Here is a 17,793-nt window from a genome sequence, read left to right as displayed (position 1 = left end):
ACTGCTGAGTCTTACAGTGATGCTGGTGCTGGTCGCTTGGTTCTCGCAGACCAGCAGCACACAACGTACCCGACTCCCCCGACAAACCCCGAAGGGAGGGACCGGCGTTTCCTCCCCGCCCTGAAGGACGGGGTTTCCACGCCGGATTACCGATGAAGAAGCTCATCAACGACCCGGCCGATGTCGTGAGCGAGGCGCTGCTCGGGCTCGAGGCCGCGCATCCGGACCATGTTCGCGTCGACCATCCGAATCGGATCGTGCTGCGCAGGGAGCCACCGAGACCGGGCAAGGTCGGGCTGGTGTCCGGCGGCGGGTCCGGGCACGAGCCGATGCACGGCGGGTTCGTCGGGCTCGGCATGCTGGATGCCGCCTGCGCCGGGGAGGTGTTCACCTCACCCGTGCCGGACCAGATGATGGCCGCGACCAAGGCGGTGGACGCCGGCGCCGGCGTTCTGCACATTGTGAAGAACTACACCGGCGACGTGATGAACTTCGAGATGGCAGCCGAGTTGGCCGCCGCCGATGGTGTTGAAGTCGTCTCGGTCGTGACCAACGACGATGTCGCGGTCCAGGACAGCCTCTATACGGCGGGCCGCCGCGGTGTCGGCGTGACCGTGCTGCTGGAAAAGATCGTCGGCGCCGCCGCCGAGGAGGGTCGTTCGCTGACCGAGGTCGCCGATCTGGCTCGCCGGGTGAACGATCAGGGCCGCAGCATGGGCATGGCGCTGACCTCTTGCACGGTGCCGGCCGCCGGGAAACCGACGTTCGAGCTCGCGGAGAGCGAGATGGAGCTCGGCATCGGTATTCACGGCGAGCCAGGGCGGCAACGGCTGCCGCTGGCTCCGGCCAAGGAAATCGCCGCGATGCTGCTCGATCCCGTGCTCAGCGACCTGCCGTACGGCGTTGGCGACTCGGTGATCGCCTTCGTGAACGGGATGGGTGGCACGCCGCTGATCGAGCTCTACGTTATGTACAACGAGATCCACCAACTGCTCGACCGGGCCGGCATTTCCGTCGCGCGGTCGCTGGTCGGCAACTACATCACCTCGCTGGAGATGGCGGGCTGCTCGATCACCCTGCTCAAGGTCGACGACGAGCTGGTCCGGCTCTGGGATGCCCCGGTCAATACGCCTGGCCTGCGGTGGGGCGCCTGATGGCCAAGGTCGAGGCCTTCACGGCGTGGATGCGCGACTACGCCGGCGTCATCCGGGAGAACGCGGCCTATCTGACGGAGCTCGACTCGGCCATCGGTGACGCCGACCACGGCAGCAACCTCGATCGCGGTATGCAGGCGGTCGTCGCCCAGCTTGACGCCGAGACGTTCGAGACGCCGGGTGAGCTGCTCAAGAAGGCCGGGATGACGCTGGTCAGCAAGGTCGGCGGCGCGAGCGGCCCGCTGTATGGGACCTTCCTGCTGCGCTTCGGGACGGCCTTGACCGGTGAGGTGACGCCGGCTTCGCTCGGCGAGGCGTTGCGGGCCGGAATCGGTGGGGTTCTCGCGCGGGGCAAGGCCGAGCTGGGCGACAAGACGATGTACGACGCGTTGGCGCCGGCGCTCGATGCGTACGACGCGGCCGTCGCGGGTGGAGGTGGTTTAGCGGAGGCTCTCAAGGCCGCGGCCGATGCCGCCGCGCAGGGCCGCGACGCGACGATCCCGCTGGTGGCGCGTAAGGGTCGCGCGAGCTATCTCGGTGAACGCAGCGCGGGCCATCAGGATCCGGGCGCGACCAGTTCGACCATGTTGCTGGAGTCGGCCGCCCGAACCCTCTCATGACCACTCCGACCGGCGTATCTGTCGGCCCGCGGTCGGTAGTGGGTCGCGTGAGCGGACTGGTGGTGGGCGCGTGATCGGGTTGGTGGTGGTTTCGCATAGTCGCGGGTTGGCTGAGGCGGCGGTGGCGTTGGCCGGGGAGATGGTGCCCGCGGCCGAGCGGCCGGTGATCGCGGTGGCGGCCGGGCTCGACGAGACGACCTTCGGTACGGATGCGACGGCCGTCGCGGCGGCGTTGGAGGCGGCCGACAGCCCGGACGGTGTGCTGGTGCTGCTGGATCTCGGTAGTGCGGTGCTGAGTGCCGAGATGGCGCTGGAATTCGTCGACCCCGAACTGGCCGAGCGAGTCGTCATCTCGAGCGCGCCATTGGTGGAGGGTTTGGTCGCCGCGATCGTGCTGGCCTCAACCGGCGCCTCCTTGGCAGACGTCGCCGCCGAAGCGTCGAACGGCCTGGCCGGCAAGCAAGACCACCTCGGCGACACCGGCCCGAGCGATACCTCGTCCGCCGGGGTTTCTGGTGATGTTTCCGCAGGTCAGGAGGGTCCTTCGGGGCTGGTGGGCGGAATTTCGGCTCAGGTGTTGCTGGATATTCCCCATGGTTTGCACGCGCGGCCGGCGGCCAAGCTCGTCGGGTTGGTGCGGTCGTTCGAGGCCCAGGTCGTGGTGACGAACGTGGAGACCGGCAAGGGTCCGGTCGACGCCGGCAGCCTCAGCCTGGTCGCGACGCTCAACGCCCGCCAAGGGCATCACCTCCGCTTCGACGCCTCCGGCCCGCAGGCCTCCGACGTACTGGCCGCCGTCCGCGAACTGGCCGCCCGCGGCTTTGACGAGACTCCCGGGGGCACCGCCCCGAGGGAGCCAGGACTGGCGGCGAACGGTTCGGGTCTGGACCTGGCGATCGGCTCGGCGTTGCTGGTTGATGCCGAGGTCGATCTCACCGAGTACGAGCCAGGTGATGCCGCGACTGAGCGCGAGCGGTCCGAACAAACCCGCGCGAAAGCGGCCGAGGACCTTCGTGACCTGCGAAAACGTACGGCCGAGCAGGTCGGAGCAGCGGAGGCCTCGATCTTCGACGCACACCTCGCACTGCTGGACGACCCGGCCGTGCTCGCGACCGTCGCCCAGTCCATCGCGGCCGGGACGTCGGCGCCGGAGGCCTGGCGAGCGACGTACGACGAACTGGCCGCGACCTTCGCCGCGCTGGACGACGCCTACCAACGCGAGCGCGCCCAGGACGTCCGCAGCGTCCGCGACCGCATCCTCACCAACCTCGCGAACCGCCCCGACGACCCGTTGAACGAGAGCCGATCGGCGGATCGTTCTGACAGCCAACTGGTGAATGCGGTCGGGGCGGCGGAGGTGTTGGTGGTGGCGGAGTTGGATGCTGCGACGGCGGCATCGGTGGATGCGGGGCGGGTTGGGGGTATTGCGGTACGCGCGGCCGGAATGACCGGGCACGGGGTGATCGTGGCGCGGTCGCGGGGGATTCCGCTGATCGCGGGCATTGGCGCGGTGGACGTGTCGCCTGGGGCCGTGGTGGCGTTCGATGCGCGCACCCGCATGTTCCTGGTCGATCCGGATGAGGCGGCTCGAGCTTCGTTCGCGAAGACCTACGAAGCGCGGATCGCCGAGCGGGACAGCGCGCTCGCCGAGGCCGACCTGCCTGCGGTGACGATCGACGGTCAGACGGTGCATGTGATGGCCAATGTCGGGTCGATCGAGGATGCTCGGGCGGCATTCGGTGCGGACGGCTCGGGTCTGATCCGGACCGAGGTGCTCTTCGGGGATCGCCGTGAGGCGCCGAGTGTTGACGAACAGGTCGCGGTGTACGGCGAGATCGCGCGGGCGCTCGACGGGCGGCCCATCACGATCCGGACCTGGGATGTCGGCGGCGACAAGCCGCTGCCCTTCCTGCCCCTGCCGACCGAGGCCAACCCCTTCCTGGGCGAACGCGGTCTGCGAGTCTTCCGGCGCAGACCCGAGCTGTTCCGCGACCAACTGCGGGCCGTCCGCGCGGTGGCCGAGCACACTCAGACCCGGGTGATGTTCCCGATGGTGACGACGATCGACGAGGTCGGCTGGGCCCTTGCCGAGCTGGACGCGCTCGGGCCACGGCCGCACGGGCTGACCGTGGGCATCATGGTCGAGGTGCCGGCCGCCGCGTTGCGCATCAGCTCGTTGGTCGGGGGGCTGGACTTCGTCAGCATCGGGACTAACGACCTCACCCAGTACGCCACGGCTGCCGACCGCGGCAACGGTGCCGTCGCGGAGTTGGCCGACGGCCTGGACCCCGCCGTACTGCAACTCATCGATCGAGTCGTCCGCAACGTCCCGAACGGCGTCGAGGTGGCGGTGTGCGGCGACCTGGCCAGCGATCCGGCCGCCGCGGTCTTGCTGGCCGCCCTGGGGGTGCGCGAGCTGAGCGCGATCGGTCCTCAGATCCCGGCGGTGAAGGCCGGCCTCCGCCAGAGCGATCTCACCACCATCAACACCTCGGCACTGCTAGCCCTGCCGAGCGCCGGAGCCGTCCGCGCCGCCTCGGTCGCCTGGCTGAGGGGGGCCTGACCGATCAGTAGGCTTTGCAATCGGTCGCCGGTGAAAGAATGTGGTGGATGCCTAGCTCAGACCGGTAGCGGATGCCACGTGACACGTAGTCGATCTCAAACCCGTTGGTACGTCCCGGCGCTCGCAGGTCCGATCGGCGGGCCCGGACCAGCACGTTCCAGGTCGTCTGCGGCGACTCCTCGTCCGGTGGTATCACGGCACCGCCTGACATCCGCCCCACCAGCGTTCCTGAGGATCAACCAGCCCAGCCCACTCTCGGGTTCTTGGTTGGCAGGGAAGCAGAGTCGATCGCCGGCCCCGTCCCCTAACGGGCCGCCGTGGTGCCGCGGCACGTAGATCCAGCCCACGAACAGCAGCCCGATAGCCGCCATCGCGGCAGCAGCGATCTGCACTCTCCTGGCGATCGAATCCCCCTCGCCCCAGAATGTGTTCGAAGGGTAACCGACGGTGAGGGCCTATCCGAGCGATCCGCAGGAACCTGCAGCCTCCGGCGAGGGGATCGCAAGTCGGCCTGTGGACAAGGTGTGGACACTCCCAGACTCAGGACCTGTGGATAACTTCTGGCTTTTCGGAGTTATCCACAGGATGTCCCCAGGTAGTCCACACCTAGGCGCGGCCGTAGTAGAGGAGTTCGACGACGTTGTAGCCGGACGTGCGAGTGGACTTGGCCGGCAAGGCGTACGACTCCCCCGGCTCGACGTAGCGCACCCCAGCCGTCGCTTCGGTCGCGAGATCGAGGTCGATGACGAGCGACGGCGTCGCGCCGGTGTTCCAGGTGTACGACGTTTCCGGCTCGGCGATGACGTGCCGCACGCGGACGTCGTCCTCCTCGAGCGTCACCTTCGCCGGAACGACCGACTCCGTAAAAGCCCCATCGCCCTCAGCCCGGAGGTGGGGTTCGCCGCTGGCTTCTTCGCCCAGGTCGAGGACCTCGATCAGCCGGTTCCGGTAAGGCGCGTCGCCGTCGTTCGTGAGCATGTGAACCGGGGAGACCGGGCGATAGACCGAGCCGCCGACCGTCTCGCTCAGCTGTCGCGCGGGACTGCCGTCGAGCCAGTCCATATGGCAGGGCGAGGTGCTGAGGCACAACACGACGTACGGGTTGTGGTGAAGGTGCCAAGGCTGGGAATCGCCGGGATCGAGGGCGACCTCCCAGACGCGTACCCGGCTGTTCTCGAACACCACCCGGGTGCCGATCTCGCCCAGCACCACCTTCGTACCGTCGGGTGCCTCCACCGTCGTACCAGCGGTCATCGGTTCTCCTCGTTCTTCAGTTCAGCGGCGGTCATCGGTCTTGCGGCAAGGAGATGGGCCGTTCCATCGCGACGCCGCCGAGCACGACGCCGTCGGGCATCGGCAGGTCGACCGGTTCGACCGGTTCGACCTCGGTGAAGCCGAACGACTTGTACAGCGGTACGCCAGGCAGCGTCGCCATCAACGCCAACTGGGTGAAGCCCTCGGCTCGGGCAGCGTCCACGCACGCGATGAGGATCGCCCGGCCGAGCCCGCGCCGGGTCCAGTCCGCGCGCACGAACATCGCCCGGATCCGGGCCGGCTCGGTCGCCGGGTCGAGCAGCCGCGAGTTGTCGCCGGCCGTGGTGGCGTTGAACAACTTGTTGCGCCGGCTCCAGCCGCCACAGGCCACGATCTCGCCGTCGACCTCGTGCACGTAGTACGTGCCGTCGTCAATCAGCGCCAGATCGAGTACCGCGATGTGCACCGCGGCGCTGGCCGTCTGCTGCTCGTCGTAGTACGCCGGGAAGAGCTCGAGCGTAGAAACCCGCATCAGCTCGGCGACGGCGTCCGCATCGGCCGCCGTCGCGAGCCGCAGAACCGGGACTGATCGTTGATCTGCTGTGGTCGCCACCCGCCCAGATTACGAGGCCCGTCCCTTCCTCTCCGCGAGTGGTCCCATCTGATCGCGTCGTCGGCTCGTTAGAGGTCAGCGTGGCTAGCCCACCGCCTGGGCGTCGGGGTGAAGCGCTTCAACGAGGCCGGATGGGGTGGCTGCGCTGGTGAACGGAGCGGAACGCCAGACCCGACGGGTTCAGACGCGACCACTCGCGGCAAAGGAAGGCAAGGCAAAGGAAAGAGAGAGCGCGAGCCATGATGGCCGGCTTCAACGTCAGCGGGGTTTGCGTTTGGGTGGGAGGTGGCGGCGGCTGCGGCGGGAGGCCCAGCGGGCGGTGAGGAGGATCCAGATCAGGGCCGGGAGGATGAAGATGGCGGCGCCGATTTCGCGGCCGAGGACGAGGAGGACCAGGCCGACCAGGATGAACGGGCCGGACAGGCTGCCGACAGCGACACCGACGGCCCAGGGCCAGCGGGCGGGTTTGTCCCGTTCGCGTTCGTAGAGGGCGGGCATCGGCAGGCCCTGGAAGACGGCTGGGACATCGGCGTGTACGACGACGCGGGTGAGCTGGTCGTGCCGTTCTTCCCACTCGTCGCGTTGGAGGCGGCCAAGGGCATACTGCTCGGCTAGTTGTTCGACGCAGAGCTCGCGTTCGGCGTCGGTCAGGCGCATCGCCCGCTTCTTCCGTTGCTCCGCGATGACCCGGGCCTCTCGCCCAGTGGCCGCCGCCTTCCCGGCCAAGTCCGCCACTTGTCGTACGGGCTTTTTGTCCCCCATTGCCACCTCCGCCTCACGTCCACCAAGCCTCCCCTGCAGTTTGCCAGGCCGCAGGGGAGAAAGCCCGGGGAACGATCAGGCGAGAGCGGCCGGCAGCGTCGCGCTCCACACCGAGCGCAGCTCCGTTAGCGAGAGCGAGAAGTGGTCCTGCAGGTCGAGCGAGTCACCCGTGACCACGCCGATCTTCGCGTGCGGGAAGCGACGAGCCGTGCACATGTCGGTGAACCGGACCTCTTCGGTCCGAGGCACGGCGACGACCGCGCGGCCGGCCGATTCCGCGAACAGGAAGAGGAACGTGTCCAGCCCGTCCGGCGCCCAAACGCGAGCCCCGACACCACCGCGCAGCGCGGACTCGACCAGCACCTGCGCGACACCGCCATCGCTGACGTCGTGCGCCGCGTCGATCAGGCCGTCGCGCGAGGCGTTGATCAGGATGTCGGCCAACTGCTGCTCGACCTTCAGATCAACGACAGGCGGCAGCCCACCGAGGTGCCCGTGGACGACGTTGGCCCACTCCGAACCCGAGAGCTCCTCGCGCGTCTCGCCGAGCAGGTAGATCTGGTGGCCTTCCATCTCGGCCGTGAAGCCGATCGGCGTACGCCGGGTCACGTCGTCGATCACACCGAGCACGCCAACGACAGGCGTCGGCAGGATCGGCGTCTCACCCGTCTGGTTGTAGAACGACACGTTGCCACCAGTGACGGGGATGCCGAGCTCGATGCAGCCGTCGACCAGACCACGGATGGCCTCGGTGAACTGCCACATCACGCCCGAGTCCTCCGGCGAACCGAAGTTCAGGCAGTCCGTCACCGCGGCCGGACGCGCACCCGTGGTGGCGACGTTCCGGTACGACTCGGCGAGCGCGAGCTTGGCGCCTGTGTACGGGTCGAGCTTGGCGAAGCGGCCGTTGCAGTCGGTCGAGACGGCCACACCGAGGCCGGTGGTCTCGTCGACGCGGATCATGCCGCTGTCCTCGGGCTGCGCGAGCACCGAGTTGCCGAGCACGTACCGGTCGTACTGGTCGGTGACCCAGGACTTGTCGCACAGGTTCGGCGAGGCGATCAGCTGGAGCAGCGTGTCCCGCAGCTCGTCCGAGGTCGTTGCTCGCGGCAACTTCTCGGCGCCGTCGGCCTGCAGCGCGTCCTGCCAGACCGGCCGGGCGAACGGGCGGTTGTAGACCGGGCCCTCGTGCGCGACGGTGCGCGGCGGTACGTCGACCACGCGCTCGCCGTGCCAGTCGATCTGCAGCAGACCGGTGTCGGTGACCTCGCCGATGACGTCGGCCTGGACATCCCACTTCTCGCAGATCTTGAGGAATTGCTCGACGTTGGCCGGCGTCACGACCGCCATCATGCGTTCCTGCGACTCGCTCATCAGGATCTCTTCGGGCGCGAGCGAGGCATCCCGCAGCGGCACCTTGTCGAGGTTGACGTGCATGCCGCCGTCACCGGCGCTTGCCAGCTCGGACGTCGCGCAGGACAGACCCGCACCGCCGAGGTCCTGGATGCCCTCGACGACGCCCGCGGCGAACAGCTCGAGCGTGCACTCGATCAGCAGCTTCTCCATGAACGGGTCGCCGACCTGCACCGCCGGGCGCTTGGTCGGACCGCCGTCGGCGAAGGTCTCGCTGGCCAGCACGGACACACCGCCGATACCGTCACCACCGGTCTTGGCGCCGTACAGGATGATCTGGTTGCCGATACCCGTCGCGTTGGCGAGGTGCAGGTCCTCGTGCCGCATGACGCCGACGCAGAGCGCGTTGACCAGCGGGTTGCCGAGGTACGTCGAGTCGAAAACGACCTCGCCACCGATGTTCGGCAGGCCGAGGCTGTTGCCGTAACCGCCGACGCCCGAGACGATGCCGGGCAGCACGCGCTTGGTGTCCGGCGCGTCCAGCGGGCCGAAGCGCAGCGGGTCCATCACCGCGACCGGGCGCGCGCCCATCGCCAGGATGTCGCGGACGATGCCGCCGACGCCGGTCGCCGCACCCTGGTAGGGCTCGACGTACGACGGGTGGTTGTGCGACTCGACCTTGAACGTGACGGCGTAGCCCTCGCCGATGTCGATCACGCCCGCGTTCTCACCGATCCCCGCGAGCATCTTGCCGGCCGGCGTCTCCTGCGGGATGTCGCCGAACTTCTTCAGGTGCACCTTGGACGACTTGTAGGAGCAGTGCTCGCTCCACATCACCGAGTACATCGCCAGTTCGCAGCTGGTCGGCCGCCGGTCCAGGATGTCGCGGATGCGCTGGTACTCGTCCGGCTTGAGCCCGAGCTCGGCCCACGGCTGCTCGACGTCCGGCGTACTGGTCGCATTGCTGACGGTGTCGGTACTCACGGGGCAGTGTCCTTCGCTATTCCATTGCCTTGGGCAACTAGGTGGGCTATGGCCAGAGGGAGGGCGAAACCGATCATGATGGCCGGCACGGTGACACCCGCGTCGTTCAGCACCATGCCGACGAAACCGCAGACGGCGAGCGCGAGCAGGGTGGGCCGGACCAGTTGATCGTTCTCGACGTACGCGCGGAAGGTTGCCGAGGGCACCTTCTGTGGCGCGAGGCAGGCGATCAGTGCGAGTACGACCGCCAGCAGCATGATCCAGCCGCCGACGGTGTGCAGCGGGCCGAGAGCCATCCGGATCTTCCGGACGAATACGTCCCCGGCGTCGCCGTCGAGCAGGCGAGCCACGAACGAGCCGAAGTGGCTGCGCTCATCGGCCGGACGCGCGTAGTCGGCGAGCGCGAAGGCCGCCACCGCGACGAACCCGGTCAGACCGAGACCGAGCAGGGCACGCCACGAGATGCTGCCGCGCCAGGTGATCCAGGTCAGCAGCAGTACGGCGGGCGTCAGCGCGATCACCCCGCCGAAGTCGGCACCCCAGGCCGGCACGCCCTCGACGATGATCGCGAGGCCTCCGATCGCGAGCACCGCCGCGGCAGCCTGCGTGCGACTCTTGGCCAGCAAACGCCGGCCGGCCGCATAGGCGAGTACGAGGGTGGCGACCGCGAAGGCGGCGAAGGTCGAGTTGCCGAAACCGTAGTACCGGCCGCCGATGACCGGGCCGTCGGCGAACATGCTGCCGACCTGCATCGGCGTACCGAGCACGCCATCGACAACCAGAGTGAGGTACGCCGCGAGCGCGAGACCGAGCGCGAGATTACGCCGTAGCGCCGCGAAACTCAGACCGACGAGGCCGGCGGCTATCCCGATCACGGCGACGTACAACGCGAGACCGGCCTCGGGGAAACGCCACCAGTTCGTGACGGTGGCGAGGAAGACGGCGGAGAAGAACCCGCACTGGGTGAGCAACGAACCGACCAGCACCGCGCGGGAGGTCCGCGACGGGCGGAACTTGAACCAGGCGATCGCGGCCAGTTGCAGCAGCACGAGCGAAATGCCGACCAGCGTCAGGATCTTGCGCGGCTGGTCGAACCGCTGGTTCGTGTCCAGGCGATCCTCGATCACCGCGGCAGCGTCGTTGTGCGTCGAGCCGGTGACCGTCAGTACGCCACCGTCCGGCGGTTCCTTGATAGTGGCCGTCGACGTCCGCAACAGGGTCTCGGTGATGTCCGCGAGCTGGATCAGGCCGGGCCGACGGGTCGAACCACTCGTCAGCCAGCGGGGGTCGTCGCCCGCGGCCGGGATCCGCAGCGCGACCTGGACGGCGCGATGCGCACCGGCCTGCTCCTCGGAGACACCGATCAGCAGCACCTGCGCGCCGGTCGCCCGAATCTGCTCAACCAGTACGGCGAGCTTGGTGCGGGCCTCGTCCCGGCCTTCGCGCAGCGGCATGATGCCGCCGTCGATGATGGCCGACTGGCAATTGGCCAAGTCCGACGGGACGAAGGTGGGCTGCCAGTTGTCGACCAGGCCCTTGCTATCGGCAACTGCCAGCGCAGCGCCGGGGCCGAAGCCGCAAATGCTGGAGTAGGTGCCGAGTTTGCCGAGCTGCGCGCTGGTGCTGTGCTCGATCTGCGTATCGACGTACTTCTGCCAGTCGGGAAGTCTGCCGTCGACCGGCGCGGGCAACGCGGGACAGCTCTCGCCCTTCGACGTACCCCAAGCGCGGGTGCCGGCGCTGATGGTCAGCCAGCCGTCGAAGGGGCAGGTCTGCTGGGTGGACGACTTCACAGAGATCGACGCCACGTCCGCGTCGTCGATCAGGCCGGTCAGTTCCGGCGAGGCCTCGACGTCGTACCACCGGAGCCCGGAGACGCCGATGACGACCAGCTTCTCCGGGTCGGCCGCTGTGGCCGTCTGGGGAATGGCGAGAGCCAAAGCGCCGAGCACCAGTGCCCAAAGCAAAGGGCGCCGGTGACTCGGACGCGAGAACAAGGTCATCAGGAGGCGACGACGGCCTTCAGCACCGAGGTGAAGAAGGCCAGGCCATCCGTGCCCGGACCGGTCAGCGGCTCGATCGCGTGCTCCGGGTGCGGCATCAGGCCGACCACGTTGCCGCGCTCGTTGGTGATCCCGGCGATGGAGCGGTACGACCCGTTCGGGTTGTCACCGACGTAGCGCGCGAGCACCCGGCCTTCACCCTCGAGCCGGTCCAGGGTGGTCTCGTCGGCGACAAAACCGCCGTCCTGGTTCTTCAGCACGATGGTGATCTCCTGGCCGGCGTCGTAGCCGGTGGTCCAGGCGGTCTGGTTGTTCTCGATCCGCAGAACCTGGTCCTTGCAGATGAACTTGCGGTGATTGTTCTTGATCAGGGCGCCGGGCAGCAGGTGCGACTCGCAGAGCACCTGGAAGCCGTTGCAGATGCCCAGCACGGGCATCCCCTGACCGGCCTTCTCGATGATCGTGGTCATCACCGGCGCGAAGCGGGAGATGGCGCCGGCGCGCAGGTAGTCGCCGTACGAGAAACCACCTGGCAGTACGACGGCGTCGACCCCGTGCAGGTCGGCGTCCGCGTGCCACAGCGCGACGGCCTCGCCACCGGCCAGCGCGACCGCGCGGCGGGCGTCGGCGTCGTCCAGCGAGCCCGGGAAAGTGACTACGCCGATCTTCACTGGTCCGCCTCGACGTGGACCTCGAAGTCCTCGATCACGGGGTTGGCGAGCAGCGTCTCCGCCGCCTTGCGGATCTCGGCCACCCTGTCCTCGGTGACCTCACCGTCCAGGGTGATCTCGAACCGCTTGCCCTGACGGACATCGGCGACACCCTCGAAGCCGAGCCGGCCGAATGCGCCGTGCACCGCCTTGCCCTGGGGGTCGAGGATCTCTGATTTGAGCATGACGTCGACGACAACGCGGGCCACTGACTACTCCTGGGTTCGACCGCTGACACGAACAGACACGCCGAATCCTACCGATCTCCCTCTACCACCCCCACATCGGTGTAGTCCAGACGGTGGGCGGGGCCCGCAGTGGCCCGCCCACCGCTCAGGTCAGGCGCAGGCGGGGATGTTGTTCCAGTTGGGCTCGTGGCCCTTGTAGACGCTCGGGCCGACTGGGCCGGTGCTGTCGCGGTTGGCGCCGACCTCGCCCCAGCCGCCGCCGTAGCCGTACCAGGGGCGGGAGCGGACCGCGTAGCTGGAGACCGCCCAGGTCTTCCACTGGTAGCCCTTACTGGTCACGTCCACCGCGCCGAACGGCAACGGCCAGTTGTTCTTGACCTTCCAGTAGCTCGCGTGCGTTCCCTTGGCCGAGTAGATGATGGGATGCGTGCCAGTCCGCTGGACCGAGCGCCACGACAGCCAGCAAGTGCCGTTGTGCTTGTAGAAGGCCACCCGATCCGGGAGGTTGCTCGAGTTCAGCCTGAGCACGATCCGCTCCCAGTCGCCTTCGTGGTCAGCGATCTTCGGCGCCGGGCTGTCGTTGTTGCCGTAGAAGAACCAGTAGGTGATGTGAGACCGCGCGACGTAGTCCACGTAGATCGGTGACCGTACGCCCGAACCACCACGGTGGGCGTTGGCGATCTCGAGGAACATGCCCTCGTTGGAGTTGTTCGCGAGGTCGTACGGACGGACCCGGCCGGCGCTGTTGTAAACCGTACCGCCGTGCCTGCACCCGGGCGAACCACCCTTGCCCTGATGCTTGTAGCCGCCACTGCGCAGAGTGGCCGAGTTGATACTGCCCGAGCGGACGAGCTGGTCGTCCGAACAGCCGTCATCGTGGGACCAGCGCAGCGCCGCGAGGTTGATGAAGCTCTCCGCGGACATCGGGTAGTTCTTGTCACCGGCGGCCAGATAGACCAACGGCGCGAACTGAACCCAGTACGCCGCCGCTGCCGTACGTGTCCCACCTTCGAGATCACCGCGCCGATCGGCCATGAACGTAGTAGCGCTCTGCGGGGTGCTGACCGCCTCCGAGTCGGTCCGAACCTCCGCCCCGGTTGCGGTGGCAAGACCGGTCGTACCGGCCAAAGTACCCGCGATCGCCAGCGCGGCCAATGCCCGCCAGCGCCTCCCATTTCGTACCGTCATCCGAACTCCCAACGCCGATCCCGGAAACCGTTTCCGGTAGTCGTCAGAGTGATTCCGCGACCGGCTTTCGCGCAGCTTTTTTGCAGGAACGAGCAACCCGATTGCACGAAGTGGCAGACCGCCCGCGGTTAGGGTCGCGGACCTACTAGGAGGTACCGTCTGGGCGACGGACCCGGCTGATTGGAGGCGCAATGGTGGGTACGACGCGCCCGGAGCCGAGTCCGGACGAGCAGGCGACGACGCCACTGGTGCTGAAGCCGGAGTTGGCGCATGTGCCGCTCAACCTGGTGCTGGCCGCGCCGAACCTGATCACCGTGGTGCGCACGATCATCGCGATGGTGGTGGCGGCCTGGGCGTTCCACTCCGGCACTTGGCAGTGGCTCGTCGTAGGGTATGTCGTGTACTGGGCGGGCGACTCCCTGGATGGCGAGTGGGCCCGCTGGCGCAAGCAGGAGAGCCTGCTGGGTGCCGTCTTCGACATCGTCTGCGACCGGGCGAGCACGCTGCTGCTGGCCGGGGCGTTCATCGCGACCTATCCCGAGGTCGTCGGGCCCCTGACGGTCTACTTGATCCAGTTCGCGGTGCTCGACACGATGCTGTCACTGGCCTTCCTGCTCTGGCCGTCGACGCTCAGCCCGAACTACTTCTACAAGGTCGATCGCCCGATCTACCTGTGGAACTGGTCGCGCGCGGGCAAGGCCGTCAACACCGCCGGGGTCATCATCACGCTGATCGTCGGCTACCGCTGGGACCTGATGGTCATCCCGTACACCATCGCCGGGCTGATCGTGATCCTGAAGATCGTCTCGCTCGTTCGGCTGATCCGGATCCTGACCGGCGCGATCCAGCCGGCCCCGGGCGGCGGCAAGATCTTCCAGCGCTGACGATTCGCCGGGGATCGCTCCCTTAGCCGGGTAGCCTCGGCCGAATGGGGGACGCGCTGGGGTGGATCTGGGAGCTGCTGCTCTCGATCGGATTCGGGATCGGTTCGGCCGTCATCCCCGTCCTCAACGCCGAGGCGTACATCGTCGGCGTCGGTGTCTCGCACGCGCTCGATCCGGTCGTCGCGGCGATCGGCGTGGGCGTCGGCCAGGGCATGGGCAAGGTGGTGCTCTTCCTCGCCGTCCGGTATCGCCCGGACTGGGCCGCCAAGCACAAGTCCAAGGCGCCCAAGGAGCCGAACCTCACCACCAGGTGGGGCCGATTCAGGGACAAGTCGACGCGTGCCGCGAAGAAGTTGCTCGACCTGATCGGGGACGCCAAGTACGGCGTACCGGTGGTCGCGTTGAGCGCGTTCGCGGGCTTCCCCCCGCTGTACGCCGTGGCGCTGATCGCCGGCGCGAGCCGGATGCGCGTACTCGTTTTCGCCATCACCGTGCTGGTCGGCCGGGTCGGGCGATTCGCCCTTTTGGCCCTAGGGGTCTCCGCCTTCTGACCCTGAATCGCCCCGGGTTATCCGGCCCGGTGCCTGATGCAACAAACTTCTTACCGCACACTGGTTCCCATGGCCGACTGGCTTTGGCAGGCGTTACTCGCGACCGGGTTCGGGATCGCGTCCGCCGTCATCCCCGTTCTCAGCGCCGAGGCGTACATTCTCGGCGCTGGTGTTTCGGGTGCCCTCGACCCGATCACCGCCGCGATCGGCATCTCGGTCGGGCAGACCATCGGCAAGATCGGCATGTTCCTCGCGGTCCGCTATCGACCCGGTTACACCAGCCGTCGCTCCCGCAAGGAACCGAAGGGCGTCAACCTCGACAGCCGCTGGGGACGGCTGGTGCAGAGCTATCGGTCGGCCAGTAAACGTCTGCTCGACGCCCTGAGCGACGCCCGGTACGGCCTGCCCGTGACCCTGCTCAGCTCCTTCACCGGACTGCCACCCCTGTACGCCGTATCCCTGCTCGCCGGTGCCAGCCGAATGCGCGTCGTCGGCTTCGGCGTCGCCGTCTTCGTAGGCCGCGCCGCCCGCTTCGTCCTCATCGCCATCGGCATCGCCGCCTTCTAACGCGCTTTCTTTGTGTTCATTTGTCGGAATCCGCCCTCTCCTCGCCGCCGTCCTGTGCGGGTCCGGCTGCCTGGAGGGCGGATTCCGACGAATGAACACAAAGAAGGGGAGGCCTAGGTCCGCTTCAGGCGCAGGGCTTGGCCGACAAGGGTGAGTACGGCGTCGCGGGAGCGGGTGGCGAACGGGTTGCTGAGTTGGCCGAGTACGCCCATTTGGCGTGAGCGGCGGATCAGCTTCGTCGTCGCGGCTCGCCTGATCCGGTCGTACGACGCGAGCGCGACGGCCTGGTCGCCGTACCGCTCGAGCACCTCCGCGAGTACGCCGGCGTCCTGGATGGCGGCGCAGGCGCCTTGGCCGAGGTTCGGCGTCATCGCGTGGGCGGCGTCGCCGAGCAGCACCACGCGGCCTTGGACGAACGGCGGCAACGGCAGCGCCAGGTCGTACACGTCATTGCGCAGAACGGCCTCCGGCGGCGTCTTGCCGATGATCGCCGGGATCGGGTCATGCCAGTCCTGGAAGAGCTCGGTCACGGGCGCCAGTGACGCTTGCTCGGGTGCCGTCGCCGTTGCGTACCAATAGACGCGTCCGTCGACGAGCGGCAGGTACCCGAAGCGGTATCCGCGCCCCCACGTCTCACCCCCGTCGTCCGGGCGATCGACCTCGGAGATGCCGCGGAAGGCGGTGTAGCCGGAGTAGCGCGGGCCGGGATGCGCGGGGTTGAGCGCCGTACGGACGACACTGCGCAAGCCGTCGGCCGCGACCACCAGGTCTGCCGTGAACTCCTCCCCCGCCTCGCTCACCACCGTCGCGGCGTACGGCGTCTGCGCCACCCGGGCGACGGTCACGCCGGTCCGGGTCTCGACGGTCGGGCCGAAGGTGGCCGTGATCGCGTCATGCAGGCGGGCACGGTGGACCATCATCGGCGCCTCCATCACCGCGCCACTGACGCGGACCAACCACTTCCCGTCCGGCCGGCGCAGACCGCCCTGAATCGCGTCGATCCCGGCGTCGCCGAGGTACTTCGTGGCGCCGAGGCCGTCGAGCACCTTGATCGCGTTCGGCCAGACCGAGATTCCCGCGCCCACCTCGCCCAACTCGGGCGCCCGCTCCAGCAGGGTGACGCGCCAACCCAGCTGACCCAACGCCGCAGCGGCCGTCACGCCGCCGATCCCCGCCCCGACCACTACCGCTGTCCGCTCGCTCATACTTGGACTCTACATCCGTAGAGGGTGGTGGGATAGAGTTCGTTCCGTGGCTCACAAAGAGCGGGTGCCGTTGGGTGCGGAGCGGCGGGATGTCATCGCGGATGCGGCGATTCACCTGGTGGCGACGCGAGGGCTGAAGGGGCTGACGCATCGCGCCGTTGATGCCGAGGCCGGTCTGCCGCCGGGTTCCACGTCGTACTACCTGCGGACGCGGGAGGCGTTGCTCGGCGCGTGCGTGAACCGGATGCTCGAGCGCGATCTGGCCGCGCAGACGGCTGTGCCGGCCGGGACTTCTACGGTCGACCTGCTGGTCGGCATGGTGCTGGATCTCATCGGCAATCGGCGGGAGGAGCTGCTCGCGCGGTACGAGATGTCCCTGGAGGCGAACCGTCAGCCGGCGTTCCAGGCCGTCTTGATCGAGGGTGGCAGCCGACTTCGTTCGGGGTTGGCTGAGCTGCTCAAAGCCGACGGTGTGCCGAACGCGGAGGCCGTGGCCTGGCCGGTGGCGGCGATGCTCGACGGGCTGATGTACGACCGGGTGGCCGGGGCTGGTTCGACCGTGCCGCAGGCGGACTTCGAGTCGGCTACGCGGGCGGCGATCACCGCACTGCTGGTCGGCCTTACCGCTTAAAGGTGCAGGTCAGAGGCGGTCTGTGAGGGCTACGAAGGTGAAATAGCAGACGCCGACAAGCATGCCGATATGGCCGAGTGCGGACAGGCCGGCGCCTGAGCCCCAGGCATCGGCGGCGGTCCCTTCGGCATGGCGGCCCGCGGATGGCAGCCAGCGGGCGAGTAGGAGCAGGCCGATGACGACGACGATCCACCAGGCGGCCAGCGCGGCGTACACGATCAGGTCCCGTGTGGTGACCAGGGCGGCGACCCACAGCACGAGGGCCAGAACGCCGAAGGTCGTGTGCATACCGACCAGGCCCGAGGCGACACCGGCCACGCCACTGCTGCGACGACGCTCTGCGCCGCCGCCGAGTCTGACCCTTGTGAGCAGCACGACCACTGCCCCGAGGCCGGTCAGCAACCAGGTCACATTCGACCAGTCCACCAGCAGCATCTTGCCGTACACCTCCGAACGGCAGAATGCCGAAGCGTGTTGCCTATCTAACGCCCACCACCCCTTGGCCCCCACCCGAATTAGGGGATAAGAGCAACATCCTCATCCCCCGCCCCTGTGGATAACCC

The 17,793-nt window shown here is 68.1% G+C and carries 17 protein-coding genes and 1 pseudogene; 8 read left to right on the top strand and 10 right to left on the bottom strand.

What is annotated here, in order from left to right; all coding sequences use genetic code 11:
• Window positions 1–152 precede the first annotated feature (152 nt).
• The 4 genes and pseudogenes from dhaK to ptsP all read left to right on the top strand — a co-directional run bounded on the left by dhaK (window position 153) and on the right by ptsP (window position 4,337).
• Complete coding sequence (dhaK, locus tag OG394_RS28840) at window positions 153–1,154, top strand: dihydroxyacetone kinase subunit DhaK (protein ID WP_328990252.1); 1,002 nt, start codon at window positions 153–155, stop codon at window positions 1,152–1,154.
• A complete protein-coding gene (gene dhaL / locus OG394_RS28835; protein WP_328990251.1) occupies window positions 1,142–1,774 on the top strand; it encodes a dihydroxyacetone kinase subunit DhaL in 633 nt (210 codons plus the stop codon). Before dhaK ends, dhaL begins: the two co-directional genes overlap by 13 nt.
• Window positions 1,775–1,844: 70 nt before the next feature.
• Window positions 1,845–2,252 (top strand): annotated as a pseudogene (dhaM, locus tag OG394_RS28830) (dihydroxyacetone kinase phosphoryl donor subunit DhaM); the annotation flags it as partial.
• A 75-nt stretch (window positions 2,253–2,327) separates the two neighbouring features.
• Window positions 2,328–4,337 carry a phosphoenolpyruvate--protein phosphotransferase gene (gene ptsP, locus OG394_RS28825; protein ID WP_328996880.1) on the top strand — a complete coding sequence of 670 codons (2,010 nt, stop codon included), beginning with the start codon at window positions 2,328–2,330 and terminating at the stop codon, window positions 4,335–4,337.
• A gap of 606 nt (window positions 4,338–4,943) precedes the next feature.
• Here the strand turns inward: ptsP and OG394_RS28820 are convergent.
• From OG394_RS28820 to OG394_RS28785, 8 genes are all read right to left on the bottom strand, one after another.
• Window positions 4,944–5,591: a hypothetical protein gene (locus OG394_RS28820; RefSeq protein WP_328990250.1), complete on the bottom strand. Its 648-nt coding sequence runs from the start codon at window positions 5,589–5,591 to the stop codon at window positions 4,944–4,946.
• Between the two features lie 31 nt (window positions 5,592–5,622).
• Complete coding sequence (locus tag OG394_RS28815; protein ID WP_328990249.1) at window positions 5,623–6,204, bottom strand: GNAT family N-acetyltransferase; 582 nt, start codon at window positions 6,202–6,204, stop codon at window positions 5,623–5,625.
• A gap of 258 nt (window positions 6,205–6,462) precedes the next feature.
• Window positions 6,463–6,966 (bottom strand): DUF1707 SHOCT-like domain-containing protein, encoded by a 504-nt coding sequence (locus OG394_RS28810; protein WP_328990248.1) that lies wholly within the window; start codon window positions 6,964–6,966, stop codon window positions 6,463–6,465.
• 75 nt (window positions 6,967–7,041) lie between these two features.
• Entirely contained in the window at window positions 7,042–9,303 is a 2,262-nt protein-coding gene (purL, locus tag OG394_RS28805) for a phosphoribosylformylglycinamidine synthase subunit PurL (protein WP_328990247.1), read from the bottom strand.
• The gene (locus OG394_RS28800) at window positions 9,300–11,306 is read right to left on the bottom strand and encodes a hypothetical protein (protein ID WP_328990246.1); all 2,007 of its coding nucleotides are present in this window, start codon (window positions 11,304–11,306) and stop codon (window positions 9,300–9,302) included. The genes purL and OG394_RS28800 overlap by 4 nt, the downstream gene beginning before the upstream one ends.
• Window positions 11,306–11,977, bottom strand: coding sequence for a phosphoribosylformylglycinamidine synthase subunit PurQ (purQ, locus tag OG394_RS28795; RefSeq protein ID WP_328990245.1), 672 nt, complete (start codon window positions 11,975–11,977; stop codon window positions 11,306–11,308). The genes OG394_RS28800 and purQ overlap by 1 nt, the downstream gene beginning before the upstream one ends.
• A complete protein-coding gene (purS, locus tag OG394_RS28790; RefSeq protein WP_328990244.1) occupies window positions 11,974–12,225 on the bottom strand; it encodes a phosphoribosylformylglycinamidine synthase subunit PurS in 252 nt (83 codons plus the stop codon). Before purS ends, purQ begins: the two co-directional genes overlap by 4 nt.
• Before the next feature lie 129 nt (window positions 12,226–12,354).
• Window positions 12,355–13,392 carry a Vps62-related protein gene (locus tag OG394_RS28785; RefSeq protein WP_328990243.1) on the bottom strand — a complete coding sequence of 346 codons (1,038 nt, stop codon included), beginning with the start codon at window positions 13,390–13,392 and terminating at the stop codon, window positions 12,355–12,357.
• 191 nt (window positions 13,393–13,583) lie between these two features.
• On the opposite strand from OG394_RS28785, the gene OG394_RS28780 reads away from it, so the two are divergent.
• The 3 genes from OG394_RS28780 to OG394_RS28770 all read left to right on the top strand — a co-directional run bounded on the left by OG394_RS28780 (window position 13,584) and on the right by OG394_RS28770 (window position 15,394).
• Window positions 13,584–14,276, top strand: a complete 693-nt coding sequence (locus tag OG394_RS28780; protein WP_328990242.1) for a CDP-alcohol phosphatidyltransferase family protein — start codon at window positions 13,584–13,586, stop codon at window positions 14,274–14,276.
• A 44-nt stretch (window positions 14,277–14,320) separates the two neighbouring features.
• Window positions 14,321–14,827, top strand: a complete 507-nt coding sequence (locus tag OG394_RS28775; RefSeq protein ID WP_328990241.1) for a hypothetical protein — start codon at window positions 14,321–14,323, stop codon at window positions 14,825–14,827.
• A 69-nt stretch (window positions 14,828–14,896) separates the two neighbouring features.
• Window positions 14,897–15,394 (top strand): hypothetical protein, encoded by a 498-nt coding sequence (locus tag OG394_RS28770; protein WP_328990240.1) that lies wholly within the window; start codon window positions 14,897–14,899, stop codon window positions 15,392–15,394.
• 113 nt (window positions 15,395–15,507) lie between these two features.
• Here the strand turns inward: OG394_RS28770 and OG394_RS28765 are convergent, their stop codons facing one another.
• On the bottom strand, window positions 15,508–16,599 hold the full coding sequence (locus OG394_RS28765) for an FAD-dependent monooxygenase (protein WP_328990239.1): 1,092 nt from the start codon (window positions 16,597–16,599) through the stop codon (window positions 15,508–15,510).
• 46 nt (window positions 16,600–16,645) lie between these two features.
• Between OG394_RS28765 and OG394_RS28760 the strand changes: the two genes are divergently transcribed.
• Window positions 16,646–17,230 (top strand): TetR/AcrR family transcriptional regulator, encoded by a 585-nt coding sequence (locus OG394_RS28760; RefSeq protein WP_328990238.1) that lies wholly within the window; start codon window positions 16,646–16,648, stop codon window positions 17,228–17,230.
• Window positions 17,231–17,239: 9 nt separating this feature from the next.
• Here OG394_RS28760 and OG394_RS28755 read toward each other — a convergent pair whose 3' ends face one another.
• On the bottom strand, window positions 17,240–17,677 hold the full coding sequence (locus tag OG394_RS28755; RefSeq protein WP_328990237.1) for a hypothetical protein: 438 nt from the start codon (window positions 17,675–17,677) through the stop codon (window positions 17,240–17,242).
• Window positions 17,678–17,793: the final 116 nt, after the last annotated feature.

This window comes from Kribbella sp. NBC_01245, assembly GCF_036226525.1.
Lineage (GTDB): Bacteria > Actinomycetota > Actinomycetes > Propionibacteriales > Kribbellaceae > Kribbella.
The sequence above is the reverse complement of the archived record's forward strand: the minus strand, read 5'-3'. Positions and strand labels throughout refer to the sequence as shown.

Excerpts from the sequence above, each read along its gene's own strand:
- OG394_RS28770 (WP_328990240.1), top strand. The coding sequence starts at position 14,897 with ATGGCCGACTGGCTTTGGCAGGCGTTACTCGCGACCGGGTTCGGGATC.
- OG394_RS28820 (WP_328990250.1), bottom strand. The coding sequence starts at position 5,591 with ATGACCGCTGGTACGACGGTGGAGGCACCCGACGGTACGAAGGTGGTG.
- OG394_RS28785 (WP_328990243.1), bottom strand. The coding sequence starts at position 13,392 with ATGACGGTACGAAATGGGAGGCGCTGGCGGGCATTGGCCGCGCTGGCG.
- OG394_RS28800 (WP_328990246.1), bottom strand. The coding sequence starts at position 11,306 with ATGACCTTGTTCTCGCGTCCGAGTCACCGGCGCCCTTTGCTTTGGGCA.
- OG394_RS28775 (WP_328990241.1), top strand. The coding sequence starts at position 14,321 with ATGGGGGACGCGCTGGGGTGGATCTGGGAGCTGCTGCTCTCGATCGGA.
- OG394_RS28765 (WP_328990239.1), bottom strand. The coding sequence starts at position 16,599 with ATGAGCGAGCGGACAGCGGTAGTGGTCGGGGCGGGGATCGGCGGCGTG.
- OG394_RS28780 (WP_328990242.1), top strand. The coding sequence starts at position 13,584 with ATGGTGGGTACGACGCGCCCGGAGCCGAGTCCGGACGAGCAGGCGACG.
- OG394_RS28810 (WP_328990248.1), bottom strand. The coding sequence starts at position 6,966 with ATGGGGGACAAAAAGCCCGTACGACAAGTGGCGGACTTGGCCGGGAAG.
- dhaK (WP_328990252.1), top strand. The coding sequence starts at position 153 with ATGAAGAAGCTCATCAACGACCCGGCCGATGTCGTGAGCGAGGCGCTG.